This window comes from Streptomyces sp. CNX435 (assembly GCF_059570575.1).
The window spans coordinates 32,984-50,880 of record NZ_JCANTA010000022.1 but is presented as its reverse complement, the minus strand read 5'-3'; the positions used below and the strand labels follow the sequence as shown (position 1 = coordinate 50,880).

Below are 17,897 nucleotides of genomic sequence, written 5' to 3'. Positions count from 1 at the left end.
CGTTCGCCCCGGCGACCGCCGGCGCCGCGCGTCGCGGCGCCGCGGCCCGGCCCGTCGCCGCTCGCGGCGGTCGCCATGGCCCGCGCCCGTGGTGATCCTGGCCCGCGCCCGGCCCGCCCCCGTACCCGCCCGGCGGACGTCACCCCCGCAACTCCCCCCGCACCACCAGCGCCGCCGCCACCAGACTCCCCAGCGACGCCCGCGTCTCCGCCCACCCCCGGGTCTTCAGCCCGCAGTCCGGGTTCACCCACAGCCGCTCCGCCGGAATCGACCGCAGCCCGGTGTGCAGCAGCGCCACCGTCTCCGCCGCGCTCGGCACCCGCGGCGAGTGGATGTCGTACACGCCCGGCCCCGCCTCCCGCGGATAGCCGTGCGCGGCCAGTTCGTACGCCACCTGCATGTGCGAGCGCGCCGCCTCCAGGCTGATGACGTCCGCGTCGAGGTCGTCGATCGCCGCCACGATGTCGCCGAACTCCGCGTAGCACATGTGCGTGTGGACCTGCGTGTCCGCGCGCGCGACGCCCGTCGTCAGCCGGAACGCCTCCGTCGCCCACGCCAGGTACGCCGGCCGGTCCGCGGCGCGCAGCGGCAGCGTCTCGCGCAGCGCCGGCTCGTCGACCTGGATGACCGCCGTGCCCGCCGCCTCCAGGTCGGCCACCTCGTCGCGCAACGCGAGCGCCACCTGCCGGGCGGTCTCGGCGCGCGGCTGGTCGTCGCGGACGAAGGACCACGCCAGCATCGTGACCGGGCCCGTGAGCATGCCCTTGACCGGGCGGTCCGTGAGCGACTGCGCGTACGTCGTCCAGCGCACGGTCATCGGCTCCGGCCGCGCGATGTCGCCGGCCAGGATCGGCGGCCGGACGTAGCGGGTGCCGTACGACTGCACCCAGCCGTGCCGGGTGGCGAGGTAGCCGGTGAGCTGCTCGGCGAAGTACTGCACCATGTCGTTGCGTTCGGGCTCGCCGTGCACCAGCACGTCCAGCCCGGCCTTCTCCTGGTACGTCACCACCTCTCGGATCTCCGCGGCGATCCGCTCCTCGTAGCCGGCCGGGCCGAGGCGCCCGGCGCGCAGGTCGGCGCGGGCCGCGCGCAGGTCGGCGGTCTGCGGGAAGGAGCCGATGGTCGTCGTCGGCAGCGGCGGCAGCCGCAGCCGGGCGCGCTGGGCGGCGGCGCGGTCGGCGTACGGCGCGGGGCGGCGGGCGTCGGCGGGGGTGACGGTGGCGGTGCGGGCGCGTACGGCCGGGTCGCGGGTGATCGGGGAGGCGGCGCGGGCGGCCAGGACGGCGCGGTTGGCGGCGAGTTCGGCGGCGACGGCGCCGGTGCCGTGCGCCAGCCCCCGGGCCAGCGTGACGACCTCGGCGCTCTTCTGCCGGGCGAACGCCAGCCAGCGCAGCAGCTGCGGGTCGATGTCCCGCTCCGCCGCCGCGTCGAGCGGTACGTGCAGCAGGGAGCAGGAGGCGGCGACGTCGACCCGGTCGGCGAGCCCGAGGAGGGTGCCGAGGGTGGCCAGCGCCCGTTCCAGGTCGCAGGCCCAGACGTTGCGGCCGTCCACGACGCCGGCGACGAGCCGCTTGCCGGGCAGCCCGCCGGCGGCGGCCAGCGCGTCGAGGTTCGGCGCGGCGGCGCCGGTGAAGTCGAGCGCCAGCCCTTCGACCGGCGCCTTGGCGAGCACGGGGAGTGCGTCGCCGAGGCGGTCGAAGTAGGAGGCGACGAGCAGCGCGGGGCGGTCGGTGCGGGTGCCGAGGTCGCGGTAGGCGCGGGCGGCGGCGGCCAGTTCGGCGGGCGTACGGTCCTGCACGAGCGCCGGTTCGTCGAGCTGCACCCACGCGGCGCCGGCCGCGCGCAGATCGGCCAGCACCTCCGCGTACACGGGCAGCAGCCGGTCCAGCAGCGTCAGCGGCTCGAAGCCGGCGGGCGCGCCGGGCGCGGGCTTCGCAAGCAGCAGGTACGTCACGGGGCCGACCAGCACGGGCCGGGGGTCGGCCGCGAGGCCGAGCGCCAGGGCCTCGGCCAGCTCCGCGGTCTGCTTGCCCGAGTCGGCGGTGAAGACGGTGTCCGGGCCCAGCTCGGGTACGAGGTAGTGGTAGTTGGTGTCGAACCACTTCGTCATCTCCAGCGGGGCCGCGTCCTGCGTGCCGCGGGCCATGGCGAAGTAGCCGTCGAGCGGGTCGGCCGCGACGGCGTCGCGGTGGCGGTCGGGGATCGCGCCGACCATGACGGTGGTGTCGAGCACGTGGTCGTAGTACGAGAAGTCGCCGGTCGGCACCTCGTGGACGCCGGCACCGGCCAGCTCCCGCCAGTTGGCGCGGCGCAGGCCGGCGGCGGTGGCGCGGAGTTCGGCGGCGGTGACGCGGCCCTTCCAGTAGCCCTCGATCGCCTTCTTCAGCTCCCGGTGGTGGCCCTGCCGGGGGTAGCCGTACACGGTCGCCCGTGCCGCCGCGGCTGCGGACTTCGCTGTCACGGAGATCTCCTTCGCGAGATGAATCCCTGAGATCCCGGCGACGGGAGGAGAGGGGGAAGGAGACGTGAAGGGGGCAGCCCGGCGCGCGCCCGCGGTGCCGCGGCGGGTGTCCGCCGCGTCGCGGTGCCTGTCCTCAGGTCTGCCCTGTACGTCACGTGCGCCGACCCGCCCTCGAAGGTCACCGGGATGTCCGCGCACGGAAGGCCCGCGCGCGGGCAGCGGGCAGGTCTTCGGACTCGCGGGCACGTCCGTACGCGCGAAGCTGCGCGCACGGGCGCCTACTGGCCGTCGCTTCCCGGACCCGCGGGGTCCAGTGCGTATGACGGCGGTCGTTCCCGCTCACCGCTGCGGGGCAGTCCCGGATTCCCACCGGGTTCCCTCTTGCGACGCCACCGCCTGGCGGGCGGGGCGAACCGGCTGCACGGCCAGTGTAGGCGGCAACCCGGGCCGGCCGCCGGGCGGTTCGCCCCGCCCCGGCGAACGCCTCCGCCCTCCACCTCCGCGGCCCCCGCTGCCGCGTCGTCAACCTCCGCGACGACGCCTGAGTCGTTCATCCCGCCGGCGTCGGGACCTCCCGGGGAAGCAGGCCCGTCGACTTCGCCGTCGCCCAGAAGTCCGCCGGCACCGGGAGGGCGAAGGCCCGTACCGTGCCGGCCACCTCCGCGGGCGTCCGGGCGCCGACCACGACGCTCGTCACCGCCGGGTGGCCGAACGGGAAGCGGACGGCCGCCGCCGCGGGCGGGACGTCGAAGCGGCGGCAGAGCGCGTGCCAGTCGGCGACGCGGCGGGCGAGGGCGGCGGGGACGGTAGTGGGGGCACCCCCGCCAATGGGGGTACCCCCGCCAGTGAGGGCGTAGCCGGCGGGGGAGAGGGCGTAGCGGGTGGGGGAGTAGCCGTGCGGGGCGGTGGGGCGGGGGTCGGTGAGCAGGCCGGACTGGTAGACGCCCGCGGCCAGCACCGCGACGCCGCGCGCCGCGCACAGCGGCAGCAGGTCGTCGAGGCCGGAGTGGTCCAGCAGGTTGTACCGGCCGGCGAGCATGACGCAGTCCGGACCCGGGGCCGCCGCCTCGCGGAGGTAACGTGCCGCCACCGGCGCGTGGTTGACACCGATCGACACCGCGCCGACGGTGCCGCGGGCGCGGAGTTCGGCCAGCGCCCGGTACGCCTCCGTGACGGCGACCGGGAAGTCCTCGTCCGGGTCGTGCACGTGCAGCACGTCGATCCGGTCGAGCCCGAGCCGCCGCAGGCTGTCCTCGACGGAGCGCATCACGCCGGCGTACGAGTAGTCCCGCCGCGGCCCGACACCGGGCGGCGGGTCGGCCCAGATCGGCTGCGTGTCGGTACCGCCGGGCACGATGAGCCGGCCGACCTTCGTGCACAGGGCGTACGCCGCGCGCGGGCGGCCGGCGAGGGCGGCACCGGCGCGGCGTTCGGAGAGCCCGTACCCGTAGACCGGCGCGGTGTCGAAGAGCCGGACGCCGGCGTCCCAGGCGCGGTCGACGGTGCGCGCGGCGTCCTCGTCGGACACGGGCGCGAACAGGCCGCCGATGGAGGCGAGTCCGAGGCCGAGGCGTGTGACGGGAACGCCGGTACGTCCCAGCGGCACGACCTCACCCGCTCGCATCCGCAGCTCCTCCTCAGTTCGGGCCCCGCGTTCACAGCGCGATGTCGTAGCCGCCCGCGCTCAGCGTCGCCGTGTCGCCTCACCCAAAGCAGCCCCCCACCACGCGCATTGCCTGCTCCCAACTCCCCGTACCCGCTCCGGCACCCGAACACGTCCCCGCCCGTCAGGCCGGCGGGGCTGCCGTGACGCTCGGCTTCGTCCGTAGGATCGCTCCATGCCTGCTGACCAACGCGTGACCCGGTCCACGTTTTCCGGCCGTATCCAGCCGATATCAGCTCCTCAATCGATGCCGCAGCTGCCCCGGCGGATCTGGTCAGATGCAGACTGGGAGCAAATCCAGTCCGGCTACGCGTCACGGGACATGGATGAGAAGTGGGACGTCTTCGTGGAGGGCGAAGTTGTCTTCCTGCATCGAAGCTGGACCGGTTACGGAGTCTTCGCGGCGACCTTCGCGCCGGTTGACGGCGGTGGATGGCGGATCGCCAGTGCCGTGGTCGAGCGTGACGCCGAGCGCTATCGAGGCACGGACGATGCCTACGACTGCGTCATGCTCGAGTTGGTGATCAGCGCCATCGTGCTGGGCGAACCAGCGCCCGACCTCCGCTCGAAGCTGGTGGAGTTGACGCGTCGGAAACCTCGCTCTGCTGATGCCCCGGCCGGCCTGATTCAGCACAGCGCCCTGGGGCTGCGCTCGGACTCCTAGTGCCGCATCAGGCGACGTTCGCGCACATGTGCCGGCTGCCGTCATGACGCGCGGAGTCGGGCGGCGGCGGATGCTGCGAGGTCCTTCGCCATCCCGCAGAGATCCTCGGTGGGACGCTCGCCGTGGACGTCGAGGCGCACCATCTCGGCGGCGGTCACGCCATCCTGGCCGTTGTACCTGTGGTGCTCGACAAGCGCGGTACAGGTGTCGCCGTCGTCGTTCGGTTTGACGACCGTGCGGTATCCACTGAGGGTGAGGACCGTGCCGTCCTGAGCGGAGCTGGGCTGGTCCCGGAAGAAGCTCACCTCTGCGTCGAGCTCGTCGATGGTGCTGGACCACTCGCAGCCCCAGTTCGCGATTGTGGTGTCCGGCACGTCGGTCCTGAGGCCGGGAACGGCGGACAGCGCGGTGGCGTCGAGGAGTTTGCAGGCATTCCCCCAGGCCAGCGAGGATTGCGGGTAGGCCGATGCACGGCGGGGGATCGGACCGGCGTCGAGGACCTCGGCCGCGCTCGCGGCGGCTCTTTCGGCGACCGTACACAGGGTGGCGTTGCCGCCGTTCACTGAGCCTTCGCCCATGTTGACGCGGACCTGGAGCAGCGTTTCCGCTGTGCTGCCGCCGGTGGTCAGCAGCCGGCTGCACTCATCGTCCTCCGCCTCGTCTTCGACGACGTTGATCCTCCCGATCGTGCGGATGGGTTTGGCCTCCTGGGGCGGCGAGCTCTGAACCAGGCGGATCGATACGTCAATCCGGGTATCACCGTCGACTTCTACCAGCACGTCGCAACGGTCGAAGTTCCCGTAGTCCACATCCTTGCGGACGTCCTCGCCGCCGAACTGGTCGAGAACGGCGGTATCGGCGAGGGCACACACGTCCGCCGTGTGCGGGCTGCCGATCAGGGCCTGCGCCCCCGGTCGCCCGCTCTGGCCGGCCTCGGACGCGGGCTTTCCGTCCTCGCCGTCGTCGTCGCCGTCGTCGCCGCCGCCGCCGCCGCCGAGGATGATGCCGAGTGCCAGAGCCACCACAGCACCGACACCGAGCGCGGCTGCGAGCAGTGGCTGGCGTCGGCGCTTTGTGACGGTGTCGGAGGCGGCAGCGTCCCCGGGTGCTGTAGCCGTGTCCTTTGAGGCTCCAGGGTCGGCTGCGGCGACGTCCTCCAGCAGTTGCTTGACCTCCGAGGCATCGGGGCGCTGCTGAGGGTTGCGTCGGAGCATGGCGGCGAGCACGGGGTACAGCGGCCCCACGGCGTCGGCGTCCAACTCGACGAAGCCCTGCTCGGCCTGTAAGTGCCTCAGACTCCGGGTGTTCTCCCAGTAGTCCACGTCCTCCTGGTGGCCGTTGCTCTCCCGGGTCCCTGGCTCGCCGCCACGCGGCGGCGTACCGGTGACCAGGGCGTAGAGGGTGGTCGCCAGGCAGAACACGTCCGATACCGGCCGGGGGGTACTGCCTCGGGCCAGTTCGGGAGCTGCGTAGTCCGGTGTGTAGCTGAAGGGGCCGTTGAACGTGATGGTCTCGCTGCCGCCGACCCGGTAGGCCGCTCCGAAGTCCAGCAACTTCGCGTCACCGCGCCGTGTGAGGCCGATGTTCGCGGGCTTGAGGTCGCAGTGAACGACGCCTTCCTCGTGCAGGGCGACCAGCGCGTCGGCGAGTTGGGCCCCGATGCGGGCCGCCTGTTCGGGGGAGACCAGTGGTTGCCGGTCCAGGCCGCCGCTGGGCACGTACTCCATGACGAACCAGTACGTGTCCGCGTCGCGCCCGTCGCCCTCCGACGCCACGGTGACGACGTCGTACAGGGTCACGACGTGAGGATGGTCGCGGAACTTGGCCATGGCCCGCGGCTCGCTCAACAGCCGACGCACCGCTGTCTCGCCCTCGCCGTCCGTCCGCTCCGGCTTCAGCGCGACGTCCTGACCCACCACTGTGTCGTGTGCCAGCCACACATCGCCGCCGCGCCCCGCGCCGATGACCTCCTTGAGGACGTAGCGGTCGGCGAACTCCTCTCCGGAACGCAAAATCCACCCCCTCGCTCGACCCTGCCCACACGACCAGCGCCACGCGCCGGATCGAACCTATTGTGTAGGAGGACTGTGCGCAGGGTTACCAGCGCTTTCAACAGTCACCCTTATCGGTAGCCGCAGTCTGGCCGGAAGTGATCGGTCGACTGACTGGACTGCGTCGTCGGCGGGCACCATGCGGCACACGCTACGGGTGCGCTACGTGACCGGCAGGGACGCTCCGTGCCACTCGCCGGCCCGGGTGGGACGCCGTGTCCTACCCGTCCACGTGCAGTCGGTCGGCCAACTCGGTGATGGGCGCGGTGCGGCGGGGTTCGCGGCTGCGGATGTCGGCCACCAGCTGGCGCGCCGTGCCGTGGTACCGCATCCACTCCGGGGCTTCCCGTTCGGCCGCCAGCAGGGCGCCGGTGGCGTGTTCGTCCTGGGCCAGGGCCGTGTAGGCCAGCGCGCGGTCGACGTGGAAGCGGGCCCGCCAGGTCGGGGGCAGGGTGCGTAGGCCCGGGATCGCGCGGGACGCGACGACGGCCTCGTGGCTCTTGTCCATCTCCACGAGGAAGTTGACCTTCGCCACGCCCGCGTTCGTCGGCCCGAAGGGGGTGGCGTAGTCGAGCCGGTCCTCGCCGATGCGGGCGGCGGCGGCCGAGGCCATGCGCAGCAGCTCCGTCACGTGGTCGTACCGGGTCTCGCCCTGGCGGGCGGCGGCGGTCGCCGCGCGCAGCAGCAGGATCCCCCACAGCGACAACTCGACGGGCCGGGACCGGAATCCCGGGTCGATCGCGTCGGCCTGGGTCAGGGCGACGTGTTCGGCGTCCTCCAGCCGCCCCTGCCGGGTGAAGATCCACGCCAGCGTCGAGGCGCCGATGGCCTCCAGGTACGGGTCGTCCGAGCGGCGTGCCGCGTCCGTCGCCCGCTCCATCGCGGTGAACGCGGCGTCCTCCTTGCCCAGTGCGGCCAACGTGGTCGCCGCCACCTGGTACGCCTCCGCGAGCACCGCGTAGGCCGCGGACCGGGCACCGCCGTGCTGCGCCTCCACCGCGGCCCGGGCGTCGCGGATCAACTGGGGGAGCAGGGCGCCGATTTCGCCCATACGGCCGTCGCGGCGAATGCGCTCGGTCGAGCGCAGGGCCGCCCGCAGGGCGGTCACCGTCGGCGGATCCTCCGGCTGTGGTTCCTCGCCGAGCAGGTCCGAGCCGAGCAGGTCAGATACCGGAGCCACCGCCTGTCGCAGGGCGAGGACCGAGGGAGCGTCGCCTTCGTCGTGCGCTTCGAAGGTGGTGGGCTGGCCGATGAGGACGGAGGTCTCGACGTCGAGGGCGCGCGCCAGTTTGTTGAGCGTGGACAGGCGCGCGGAGTGGCGGCGGTTCTGCTCCAGCTTCCGTACGGTGTCGACCGAGACGTCCGCCCGCTCCGCGAGGCGCTCCTGCGTCAACTCGCGCCGCGCACGCAGCCGTCCGACCCGGTCACCGATGGACTCGTCGTACCCCATGGACACCTCCGCCGTGCGGATTCCCCTGCCCACGCTACCCGGTCGGTGCCTCCCGCTCAGTAGACGATGTTGAGGCCGGAGGGGTCGGTCTCCAGCTCGGTGGCGGTGATCTCGCCGTCGTGGACGGTGAAGCGGAACGCGATCTGGGGGCGGCCGTCCAGGACCCAGACCAGGCCGGCGGCGCCGTTGATGAGCGCCGGGACGGGGGCCCAGGTGCGTACCGTGCAGACGCGGGTGACGGACTCGGTGCCGTTGACCTCGGTGGCGCCGACGACGGCGTCACGGCCGCGGCGTTCGGCGTGGGCGGCGGCCTGGGCGGCGGTGGTGACGGGAGCGGGGCCGGGGGTGGGGTGGGGCGCGGGGGGCGTCGCGTTCGGGGGTGCGGCGTTCGGGGGTGCGGGGGGCTCGCCCGCCGCGTCGCTTCGTACCGGGTGGTCCGGGTCCAGCACCGTCAGCAGCGCCTCGAAGTCGCCCTCGCGGGACGCCTCGAAGAACGCGCGCGCGATGTCCGCACCCGCCTTCACCGCGGGGTCCACGCCGTCGTCGGAGCCGTCGCAGCCACCGAACACGCCCGCGTCGTAGACGCTCTCGCCGTACGCGCCGCCGCCGCCCGGCGCGTCGCCGCCCTTCGGGTCGTCGCCGTACGCGCCCGCCGGGGCCGCCGCCGCCGGGCCCGCCCGGCGTACGCGGGCGCGGGCGCGGCCCGCGAGCTGCCGGGCCGCCGCCGGCGAGCGGTCCACCACCGCCGCGATCTCCTCGAACGGCACCGCGAACATGTCGTGGAGCACGTACGCCAGCCGCTCCGGCGGCGTCAGCGTGTCGAGCACGACCAGCATCGCGAGACGTACGGAGTCGGCGAGCAGCACTTCCTGTTCGGGGTCCGCCGGCGGCTCGCCCGGCTCGGCGGCGTCGACGAGGACTTCCGGACGGGCCTTGCGGGACCGGAGCATGTGCAGCGAGACCCGCGCGACGGTCGTGCGCAGGCACCCGTCGAGGTTCTCCGCGCCGACGCCGCCGACGCTGTCGGTGCGGCTCAGCCTGATCCAGCTCTCCTGGACGGCGTCGTCGGCCTCGTCGGCCGAGCCGAGCATCCGGTAGGCGAGGGCGCGCAAGCGGGGGCGGTCGGTCTCGAATCGTTCGGCCAGCCAGTCGTGTTCGTCCATCTGGTCAGGTCCTCTCGGCGACACCTTCTTTCAGTTGACCGCCGAGAGTGCCCGGATGTGACGGCCCCCGGGAAGTTCGCCCAGCTGGGAGCGCTCCCGGGCGGGAGTGCACGAGTGCACGGCTCCCGCCCGGGTGCCCCCGGGTCGGCCCCCCCCGGGGTCGGCCCCGCAGTTCAGCCCATGGGGTCAGCCTCCGGGTCAGCCGCCCGTGCCCCACCAGTCGCGGGCCACGTACGCCGGCCGCCACTCCTCCCGGTACGCCGCCCGCACCGGCGGCGGCAGGAACGCCAGCGCCGCCGTCTGCATCTTCTCGTCGGCGCCCTCCAGCATCCACGCCGTCAGCACCGGACCGTCGGCGGCGCCCTTGGCGGCGTGCACCCCGCCGAAGTGCTGCACCTGCTCCGGCGTCAGCGTCCTCTCGATCAGCGGAAGCGTGGCGTCCTCCTCGTGGCCGAGGTGCGCCCTGAGCTTCCCGGCCAGCTCGTCGGCCAGCCCGCCGAGCCGCTTGGGGCCCCGGTCCCGGTCGACCAGCGCCGCGTCGACCGCGTCGAGGAGCGGGTCGATCTGCGCGTGCTCGGCCTCCATCGCCTCCACGACCGCCAGGTCGTCCGGCCGGTCCGCCAGGGCCTCGCGCAGCGCGGGCCAGAGCGCCTCGTCCTCGGCGGTGTGGTGGATGTGCAGGACCTTTTTGAACAGCTCCCAGCCCGCGGCGGCGGCGAGGATACGGCGCGGGTCGTCGTCGGTGCGTGCGGTGGTCTTCGCGATGTGGTCCAGATCGCGGCGGAGCGCGTCGTGCATCGCGTACATCAGGGTGAAGTCGACGGTGTCGCTCATGGTTGGTTCTCCCTTGCTCACCCTTCTGACGGATCAGCCCCGCGGAATGTGAGGCGGTGCAAGAGAGGGACTGGCGGCGGGTGCCACGCCCTGCCCTGGCGCCGGGCGGGTCCCGTCGCGCGCGAAGGCGAGACGGCAGGTCTGGACACAGCTCCGTGGGGCGACTGCGACACTTCACCTCAAGTCCGGCACTACGACGCGGACCTCTTCTGACGCTGCGGATGGCGGCAGTGGACGTCGTCAGGTGGTACGTCATGAGGACCACGAGCCGAGCTACGCCCAGCGGCGGATAGCGTCTATCGTCCTCTCCGGCGAGGTGTTGAAGCAGAACCGGATACCGGGTGCCGCCGCGGCCACCAGGTTGACAAACCGTTCGAACACGAAAGTGTGCTCGGGCGCCAGGCGCACGCCGCCTCCGATCATGACCACGTCGAAGGATCCCTCGGCCAGCCGTTCGCGGACGGCCTTCTCCGCCTCGTCCGGGTCGGAGCCGGTCAGGCACGTCACCAGGTCGAAGCCGGCCTCCCGCACGGCGGTCATGCCCTGCTCGATCTGTGCGGCGAGCGTCGGCTCGTCGAGGCCCGGATACCTGCTGTAGTCGATCGCGCTCGGGTGGAACCCGAGGACCAGAACCCTTGTCACGCTCTTCCCTTCTCCCAATGGATACGTAATTCGGCGCGGCAGCCAGTCGCACCGCCAGCTTCCCGGAATACATCCGCAACGGCGCCTCGTGCTCAGGCTCACAACCAGCGCATGATCTTTCCAGTCGCGGACCGCGGAATGTGATCGACTGACTCGATGAAACGCGGAACTTCCACAGGGCCCAGTTCAGCAGCACACCATGTGCGCAGACTTTCGACCGAGAATCCCGGGTTCAGAACGACACGACACCCCGGTACCTCACCGCGGACCTTGTCTTCCACTCCGAAGACTTCGACATCCGCCACGCCCGAATACCGCAAAAGGACCTCACGAATACGGGAGCAACTCACGCGCATGCCCGCGACCTTTAAGAAGTCGGCCTGCCGTCCAACGAGCCAGATACCCTTCGGCTCCACCCGTCCAATGTCGCTGGTGGGAAACCAACCGTCGACTGCGAGCCCCTCATCGTAATGAGTACCTCGGATGACTCCATCGGCAAGTCCACCGGTCCGGACGTGTAGCACATCCTCATCCGAGTCGGGGCTCGCCAATCGGATCTCGACGTCAGGCAGTGGCCGGCCCACGTAGCCGAGCGGATCTGAAACTGATCGCATGTCACCGATGGAGAGCGTGCCTGTCTCGGTGGAACCATATACGTTGAACAAAGGAAGAGAAGCGATCAAGGATTGCTCAATCGTCTCGCTGTGAAGCTTACCCGCTGACGATATAATCGCAGCCAGCCTGGAGAAGACATCTGTGGTGCTCGAACCAAGAATAAGATCCAAATGAAACGGAAGGCCGGTGAATACCTGGACATCGGGCCGATCAACTGCGGCGGACAGTACGGACAAGGTTGCGCTGGGCTTGGCCGCCCATACCCGAAGGCCCATCCCCAACGCGGCCACGAGATGGCTGAATCCGTACAGGTGGAAGCTCGGTGCGGCCAACACCACGCCGGAATATCCTTGATAAACAGCGCCCGCAATCCGGGTACTGTCCACCGACGTGGCCTGCACGCTCCGAACGACCCGATTCGGCGTTGCGGTTGAGCCAGATGACATGAAGCCATAGGAAATCGTTCGCAGAGGTTCCACGAGCGGCGAATCGACAGCAACCCTTTCCTTCGCCACGCCCTCCAGCCCTGCCGACCACGTCTCAACCTCAATCCCCACGGCGCCAAGATCAAGGTTGGGGTCCACGTACGTGACGTTTGCGTCGGTGGCTTCGGCAGAGACGGCCGCCGCGATGATCGACGTGGTCTTCGGGCTTCTGCAGACGATTCCCGTCTGGTCGGCGAGTTGGTCGGCCAGCGCCAGGCCGGCCGACAAGAGCTCACCCCCCGACCACCACTTACCGTCTTCGAACAGCACGGGTGATTCTTTGGCGTCAGAGAGAATCCGCGAGAATATCACTCGCGTTCACCATCCTCGGCCAGTGCCAACGCCATAAGTCCGCAAGCAGGCTTGTCGAGATCCGAAGAAACGGTTCGAGACAGCATCGATTCGATCGAAACGGCGAGTGCCCGCGGATCACTCACCGGTAGGTGCCCCGTGTTCGCGACCACAAAGATTTCGGCGCAGTCGGAGATCTCTCGGATCTCCACGTAGAGTTTACTTCCATGGCGGAGTAGATCTTTTCCGAGCGTGAGTTCCCGTACCGCTCCCGACGGGACCGGGCCCTTGCGCAGCCGCACCGATCGTGTGTCGTTGTGGAAACTGTCAAACCAGGGGAGCTCATCCAAGCCCTTGGCATCCTGCAGCTCACGCCGCATCCTGTTCCAGGCGTGCGGATTGAACCGACTCATTCGGTACGAGTTCAACGATTCCTGGTAGACGTAACGAACGATATCAGCGAAACTCCTTCCGCCGACATCAATACGTAAACCCCAAGATTGCGCAAGATTGCCGATAAACGCGACCTCGGCGGGAGAGAAGCGGTTGGAGAGCATACTCTGCAGCACAACGCGCTCTCGGCCGGCCAGCACGGACACCAGTACCGCGGTAGCTGCCATGAACACACTCGCCGAACTGACACGAAATTTCGCGGCGATCTGATCCGCGGCGGCCGTTGCATCAGGACTGACCAACGTCGCGCTGCGCAACACCGGCCGGTCGGTCACCTTTGTCCCAAACATTTTCGTTTCATGAGATCCGAGAAGGTCCTGCCAACGTAGGACAGCCCGCTCGGAAACCTTCATGAGGCGTTCGCCGGCCTCTTCCTCTGCGCGGCCGACGCCCGTGATCCTGTTCTTTCCCGACCACACGCGACCCCCGCGGAGCAGACCGCGCATGTCCTGCACCAACGCCCGTTCACCAAACTTGTCGAGCACGAGATGCGACGTCACACCGAGGATGGCGATCGGCTGTCCCTTCGAAACCGCAAGCGCGAACCGGACCGGCCATTGTCCTGCGGTGTCGAATGACGGTTGGCTCCACTCCTCCAGGTAGGAATGGACATCCGTCGGGTCCAACTCGACGGTAGGCAGCTCGATCCTCCCGGACTTACTGACCTCCTGATAACAGCTACTACCGTCGTCGGCCATGGGGAATTTCGTTCGGAGCCCTTCGTGAACGGACATCACGGTGCCGATAACGGAGGCGATGTTTTTGTACCGACTCGTCTGCTCCACAGGAACCGCAAACCGGGTGTTCAGATGGCCGTCGTGCGGCCTGTCGCGCTTGATGGCCGGCCAAATACTCTCCTGAGCCCACACGAGTGGTCCCGAAGCACTCCGCTCACCGGAGAACTCGACCTCAATCACCGAGGTTTCGGTCAAACGGGAAGCTGACTTCATTCTAAAATATCCATTCTTTCACTGGCCAAGGCATGGACACCTCTGTCGAGCCTGCTACGGACGGAGGTTCGCGATTGACCCCGAACCCACGAACACGGACTTCGAGGGAGTGAGGCCAACGTCCTCTATCATGGAGAACGCATAGTGGTCGCGAACAACGAAACGATCCTTACCGTAGATGAGGTACCGATCGCTCTCTTCCGATGGCGTGAAATTGATCGTGACGACATTCGCGCCAGCCAGGTAGCCGAGCTTCTGACCCCCGGGGGAGTTTTTCGCCAAAGCACTAACGGATGGAATCAGCCATCGCGGGTTCAGGATACGGCTCACCGCGATCGCGTTGAGAGTCATGTCCGCGTTTCCGGAATCGGCGTTTTCCAGCGGTGTTTCCAGGGCCGGAATAAACGGCGAGAAACTGCACATGTCGACGTCGAGTTCTAACGCAAGCAGGATGTCCTCGGCTACTGACGCAACAGATTGTCCAGGAAGTCCGACAATTCCGCCGACGCCCACTCTGTATCCGAGGTCCTTGAGTAATCGAATACATTCCAGGCGCTCCTCAAGACGCTCCTCCCGCATCTCCAGATTGAGATCGGGATCGCTCGTCTCGAATTTCATGATATAGCTGTCCGCACCCTGTTCTTTGAGGTACTCAAGCTCGGCCCTCTTCTTTATCCCGAGGTTCAGCAACACCTCAACGTCTCCGCCGAACATCTCCTTGATGCGAGGGATGGCGCGCCCGACGACCTTGGTCGTCTGGGGTATCTCCCCACCCTGGAAGAACACCACGTTGATATCGTTTCGCTGCATGACCTCAGCGGCTTCGACGAGCTCGTCATCACTTGCCACAAAGCGGTCGATCTTGCGAGTGTTGTCCCGGCGCATCGGACAGAATTTGCAGTTGACTCGGCAGATATTCGCGACTTCCGACACTCCACGTACGACGACTCTGCTGCCGAATACTTTGTCGCGGGCCGCCCTGGCTTCCTGGAAGAGCGCCGACTGCTCGCCTTTCGTCGCTTGGAGCATCTTCATAATCTGTGCTTTATCGATCACAGCATCTCCTCATCTGTCCGCGCATTCGGAGGGTTGCACCAGGAGTGTGCCGGATTAGCGGGCCTCGCGCTTTTCGATGCAGGACGCCAGCGCCCGGACGCTCGTAGTGCTGGCGATCACATCTTCACCATCCAGAGTGATACCGAATTCTTCCTCGGCCCTCGACAGCACATACATGATCGACAGGGAGTCGAATCCGAGAGAACTCCGTAGGTCGGTGTCGAGATCCAGGTCGGCCTCATATCCCGCGCCATCTGAAGAGCGCAGAACATCCTGGACAATCGCCTGTAGCTTTTCAGCAATCTCAAGACAACGCTGCATTATGTGATGCTCTTTCCTGATGCCTGGGCGGTGTGACTTTTCCGGCACTGATCAAGTCGCACTACGAGCGAGCGCTGCGAACGGCTAATACAGCTCGGCCGCCATTGTGTCTCTCCGCGATGGGTCATATCTGGATATCGCCTGATCAACTCACTGACCGCACAGTGCGCCTCGGCGATCGCCAAAGTATTCCCCAGGCAGTGGTGTGAACCTGAGCCAAAGCCGAGATGGCTGGCCTTTCGCCGCCTCAGGGAGAATGAGTCGGGACTCTCGTATTTAGCGCCGTCGCGGTTCGCCGAAGCGAACGAGGCAATGACGAGTGAACCGTCGCCCTCCAGCGTCTTGCCGGACAACTCGAGATCGCGCACGAGGTAGCGGTTCGCTGACAGGCTCAGCGGTGGCTGATACCTCAGGGTTTCCGCTATGAGATCATCTATGTGAGCTCTTCCACTCGCAAGCTCTCCCGGGACGTCAGGAAACTCCAGGTAACACAGAATTGCATTGTTGATCAAATTGACAGTGGCCTCGTGACCCGCGATGATCAAGAGTGTGATCGTAGAGATGAGATCGGCATCCGTGATGTTCGTCTTCCGAGATCTTGTTGTCATCAGCTCCCAGATCAGGCCATCGTGACTCACTGGACGCCTTCTCTCGAAGATCTCCGAGACGAACCGGGTTAATTTGGCACGGGCGTCGCCCATGCGCTGGCTTCCATCGTCAGTCGCGAGAATGTCAGTCGTCCATCGCCTGAGATCCGGCTCGTCGTCCGATAGAATGCCAAGCACCCTGCCGATTACCAGAGCGGGAACGAGCCGTGCGAAGTCCTCCACGAGATCGACGTCTTCACCCGGCGGTAGAAGGGAAATCTGCCGATCAACGATACGTGAGATCATTGGTTGCATCGCACGGACATTCGACTTGGAAAAGGTGCTTGCAATAGCCTGCCTGAGCATCGAATGACGAGGGTCATCCGATTCGAGCATATGACTGTTCTCACGGCCAGGGCGTTGATTACTCAGCGAGTCGGAGGATAATAAACACCGCGCATCCGAATAATTCAGAACGAGATGACAACGCCGTCCATCCGGCAAAATGACTTCGTGAACAGGGCCTTCATTCCGCAGAGCCGCATAGCACGCCTGCGGATCGGAGTAGAGTTCTGAGCCAAATTCTCTCAATAAGTCTATCAAGAGAAACTCCTCTACGCTGACACCGGCATTGCGACAGTTTTCTCATCCACCGTTCCTAGCGGGTCCTCTAGTCCCGTCGCGGGTATCGGTAACGCGTCTTTGATCGCTCTCTGATAGGCAGCGGGCGGGAAGATGCGGCAGCGCATCCTCCGCCTGTGCCGTTTCATTCCCGCCCCCGGCTCCTCCCACGCCCGGTGGCTGGAACAGGACAGGGCCGACATTCGCTTTCGGCCATGAGCAGAGCGGTCCCGGGGGGTGCCTCTATACGGGTTCGTCAATCCTGTCGTGCCGGGTTTGAGGTGATTCGTTGGCGTGGGGTTTATGCGGTGAGTGCGGCGGTCCTTGGCTCGCGATTCGTAGAAGGTGCCGTCTCGGAGCATGGCGAACAGGACGCTGATTCGTAGGCGGGCGAGGCGGAGGAGGGCTTGGGTATGGGTCTTGCGGTGGGCGCGTTGCTTGTCGTAGTGGGCGCGGGAGGCCGGGTCGGCGTTCATACAGGCGAAGGCGGACAGGAACATGGCCCGTTTGAGTTGCCGGTTGCCGCCTCGTGGGGCGTGTTCGCCGTGGATCGAGGTACCCGACGACGTTGTGGTGGGGGCGAGTCCGGCGTGGGAGGCGAGGTGGGCGGCGGCCGGCTTTGCGCAGGGCGGCCGGGGAGCCGTAGCGCTCCAGCAGCCAGGTGGCGGCCTGGTGGTCGAGACGGGGACCCAGGACGCGCTCCAGGCTGGGGTGGAACTGGGTGAGCAGACCTCGTATCCGGTTGGACGTGCGGGTGGCCTCGGCCGCGAGGTCCTGTCGGAAGAAGCCGGTTAGCGGCGGCGGGGCCCGCACGGGAGGGCGTGGGCCCGCCGCGCCTGGGACGGGGCGTGGGTCAGCAGCTCAGGCGGTCGCCCGGGGTGACGCCGAGGATCTGGGTGAAGCGCTGGTAGTTGTCGATGCGGCTCTGGACCTGCGCGGGGTTGCCGCCGTTGCACTCCAGGGCGCCGTTGATCGAGCGGATGGACTCACCGAAGCCGGCGTCGGTGGTCATCGCCGTGTGCCCGGGCATGGTGCCGGGTCCGCTCTGGGTCATCCAGTACCACAGGCCGGTCTGCCAGGCCACGGCCGGCTCCCGCTCCACCCGCCAGGGGTCGTTGAGCAGGTCGAGGCCGAGCGCGTCGCCGGCGGCCTTGTAGTTGAAGTTCCAGCTGAGCTGGATGGGCCCGCGGCCGTAGTACGCGGCCTGGCCGGCCGGGCAGCCGTAGGGCTGGGTCGCGTCGCAGTAGTGGGGGTAGTTGGCCTGGTTCTGCTCCACGACGTGGACGAGGCCGCCGGTCTCGTGGCTGACGTTGGCGAGGAATGCGGCGGCTTCGCGGGCCTTGGTGGTGTTGTCGCCGGTGTTGGCGAAGGCGGGGTAGGACCGCATGGCGGTGGTGAGGCCGCTGTACGTGTAGAAGGAGTTCCGGTTCGGGAACGTCTGGTTGAACTGGGCCACCGTCACGAACTCTCCCGGACCGGGGCCCGGCCCGGGGTCGCTGCCGCCGCAGGTGCCCTGGTCGGCCCAGACGCCCCACTGCCCGGACCTGTCAAGGTCTAGACCAACAAATACCGCGAGGTTCAGCACACAGC

At 68.2% G+C, this 17,897-nt stretch carries 13 protein-coding genes, 2 pseudogenes and 1 riboswitch; of the genes and pseudogenes, 1 reads left to right on the top strand and 14 read right to left on the bottom strand.

Annotated elements, in window-relative coordinates; all coding sequences use genetic code 11:
• Positions 1-139 precede the first annotated feature (139 nt).
• Together metE and T328_RS28435 are read right to left on the bottom strand one after the other, a co-directional pair.
• Complete coding sequence (gene metE / locus T328_RS28440) at positions 140-2,461, bottom strand: 5-methyltetrahydropteroyltriglutamate--homocysteine S-methyltransferase (protein WP_496499059.1); 2,322 nt, start codon at positions 2,459-2,461, stop codon at positions 140-142.
• A gap of 204 nt (positions 2,462-2,665) precedes the next feature.
• Positions 2,666-2,894: riboswitch (cobalamin riboswitch) on the bottom strand.
• A 117-nt stretch (positions 2,895-3,011) separates the two neighbouring features.
• A complete protein-coding gene (locus T328_RS28435; RefSeq protein ID WP_496499058.1) occupies positions 3,012-4,085 on the bottom strand; it encodes an aldo/keto reductase in 1,074 nt (357 codons plus the stop codon).
• A 286-nt stretch (positions 4,086-4,371) separates the two neighbouring features.
• Here T328_RS28435 and T328_RS28430 point away from each other — a divergent pair, with 286 nt between their 5' ends.
• Entirely contained in the window at positions 4,372-4,788 is a 417-nt protein-coding gene (locus tag T328_RS28430; protein ID WP_496499141.1) for a hypothetical protein, read from the top strand.
• Between the two features lie 41 nt (positions 4,789-4,829).
• Here the strand turns inward: T328_RS28430 and T328_RS28425 are convergent, their stop codons facing one another.
• The 12 genes and pseudogenes from T328_RS28425 to T328_RS28370 all read right to left on the bottom strand — a co-directional run.
• A complete protein-coding gene (locus T328_RS28425) occupies positions 4,830-6,800 on the bottom strand; it encodes a serine/threonine-protein kinase (RefSeq protein WP_496499057.1) in 1,971 nt (656 codons plus the stop codon).
• 259 nt (positions 6,801-7,059) lie between these two features.
• A complete protein-coding gene (locus tag T328_RS28420; RefSeq protein ID WP_496499056.1) occupies positions 7,060-8,289 on the bottom strand; it encodes a helix-turn-helix domain-containing protein in 1,230 nt (409 codons plus the stop codon).
• Between the two features lie 56 nt (positions 8,290-8,345).
• On the bottom strand, positions 8,346-9,452 hold the full coding sequence (locus T328_RS28415; protein WP_496499055.1) for a sigma factor-like helix-turn-helix DNA-binding protein: 1,107 nt from the start codon (positions 9,450-9,452) through the stop codon (positions 8,346-8,348).
• Between the two features lie 198 nt (positions 9,453-9,650).
• The gene (locus T328_RS28410; protein WP_496499054.1) at positions 9,651-10,286 is read right to left on the bottom strand and encodes a hemerythrin domain-containing protein; all 636 of its coding nucleotides are present in this window, start codon (positions 10,284-10,286) and stop codon (positions 9,651-9,653) included.
• Positions 10,287-10,559: 273 nt separating this feature from the next.
• Positions 10,560-10,928, bottom strand: coding sequence for a hypothetical protein (locus tag T328_RS28405; RefSeq protein WP_496499053.1), 369 nt, complete (start codon positions 10,926-10,928; stop codon positions 10,560-10,562).
• Positions 10,929-11,026: 98 nt separating this feature from the next.
• Positions 11,027-12,298, bottom strand: coding sequence for an ANL family adenylate-forming protein (locus tag T328_RS28400; RefSeq protein WP_496499052.1), 1,272 nt, complete (start codon positions 12,296-12,298; stop codon positions 11,027-11,029).
• Positions 12,299-12,336: 38 nt separating this feature from the next.
• Complete coding sequence (locus T328_RS28395) at positions 12,337-13,704, bottom strand: condensation domain-containing protein (RefSeq protein WP_496499051.1); 1,368 nt, start codon at positions 13,702-13,704, stop codon at positions 12,337-12,339.
• Positions 13,705-13,776: 72 nt separating this feature from the next.
• Positions 13,777-14,778: a biotin synthase BioB gene (locus T328_RS28390; protein ID WP_496499050.1), complete on the bottom strand. Its 1,002-nt coding sequence runs from the start codon at positions 14,776-14,778 to the stop codon at positions 13,777-13,779.
• Between the two features lie 54 nt (positions 14,779-14,832).
• The gene (locus T328_RS28385) at positions 14,833-15,099 is read right to left on the bottom strand and encodes an acyl carrier protein (RefSeq protein WP_496499049.1); all 267 of its coding nucleotides are present in this window, start codon (positions 15,097-15,099) and stop codon (positions 14,833-14,835) included.
• Positions 15,099-16,289, bottom strand: a complete 1,191-nt coding sequence (locus T328_RS28380; protein WP_496499048.1) for a cytochrome P450 — start codon at positions 16,287-16,289, stop codon at positions 15,099-15,101. The genes T328_RS28385 and T328_RS28380 overlap by 1 nt, the downstream gene beginning before the upstream one ends.
• Positions 16,290-16,636: 347 nt before the next feature.
• Positions 16,637-17,090: pseudogene (locus T328_RS28375) on the bottom strand (transposase); the annotation flags it as partial.
• A 70-nt stretch (positions 17,091-17,160) separates the two neighbouring features.
• Positions 17,161-17,850 (bottom strand): annotated as a pseudogene (locus T328_RS28370) (chitinase); the annotation flags it as partial.
• Positions 17,851-17,897: the final 47 nt, after the last annotated feature.

Coding starts and splice junctions, on each gene's coding strand:
- T328_RS28410 (WP_496499054.1), bottom strand. CDS start 10,286: ATGAGCGACACCGTCGACTTCACCCTGATGTACGCGATGCACGACGCG.
- T328_RS28435 (WP_496499058.1), bottom strand. CDS start 4,085: ATGCGAGCGGGTGAGGTCGTGCCGCTGGGACGTACCGGCGTTCCCGTC.
- T328_RS28415 (WP_496499055.1), bottom strand. CDS start 9,452: ATGGACGAACACGACTGGCTGGCCGAACGATTCGAGACCGACCGCCCC.
- T328_RS28430 (WP_496499141.1), top strand. CDS start 4,372: ATGCCGCAGCTGCCCCGGCGGATCTGGTCAGATGCAGACTGGGAGCAA.
- T328_RS28385 (WP_496499049.1), bottom strand. CDS start 15,099: ATGCAGCGTTGTCTTGAGATTGCTGAAAAGCTACAGGCGATTGTCCAG.
- T328_RS28420 (WP_496499056.1), bottom strand. CDS start 8,289: ATGGGGTACGACGAGTCCATCGGTGACCGGGTCGGACGGCTGCGTGCG.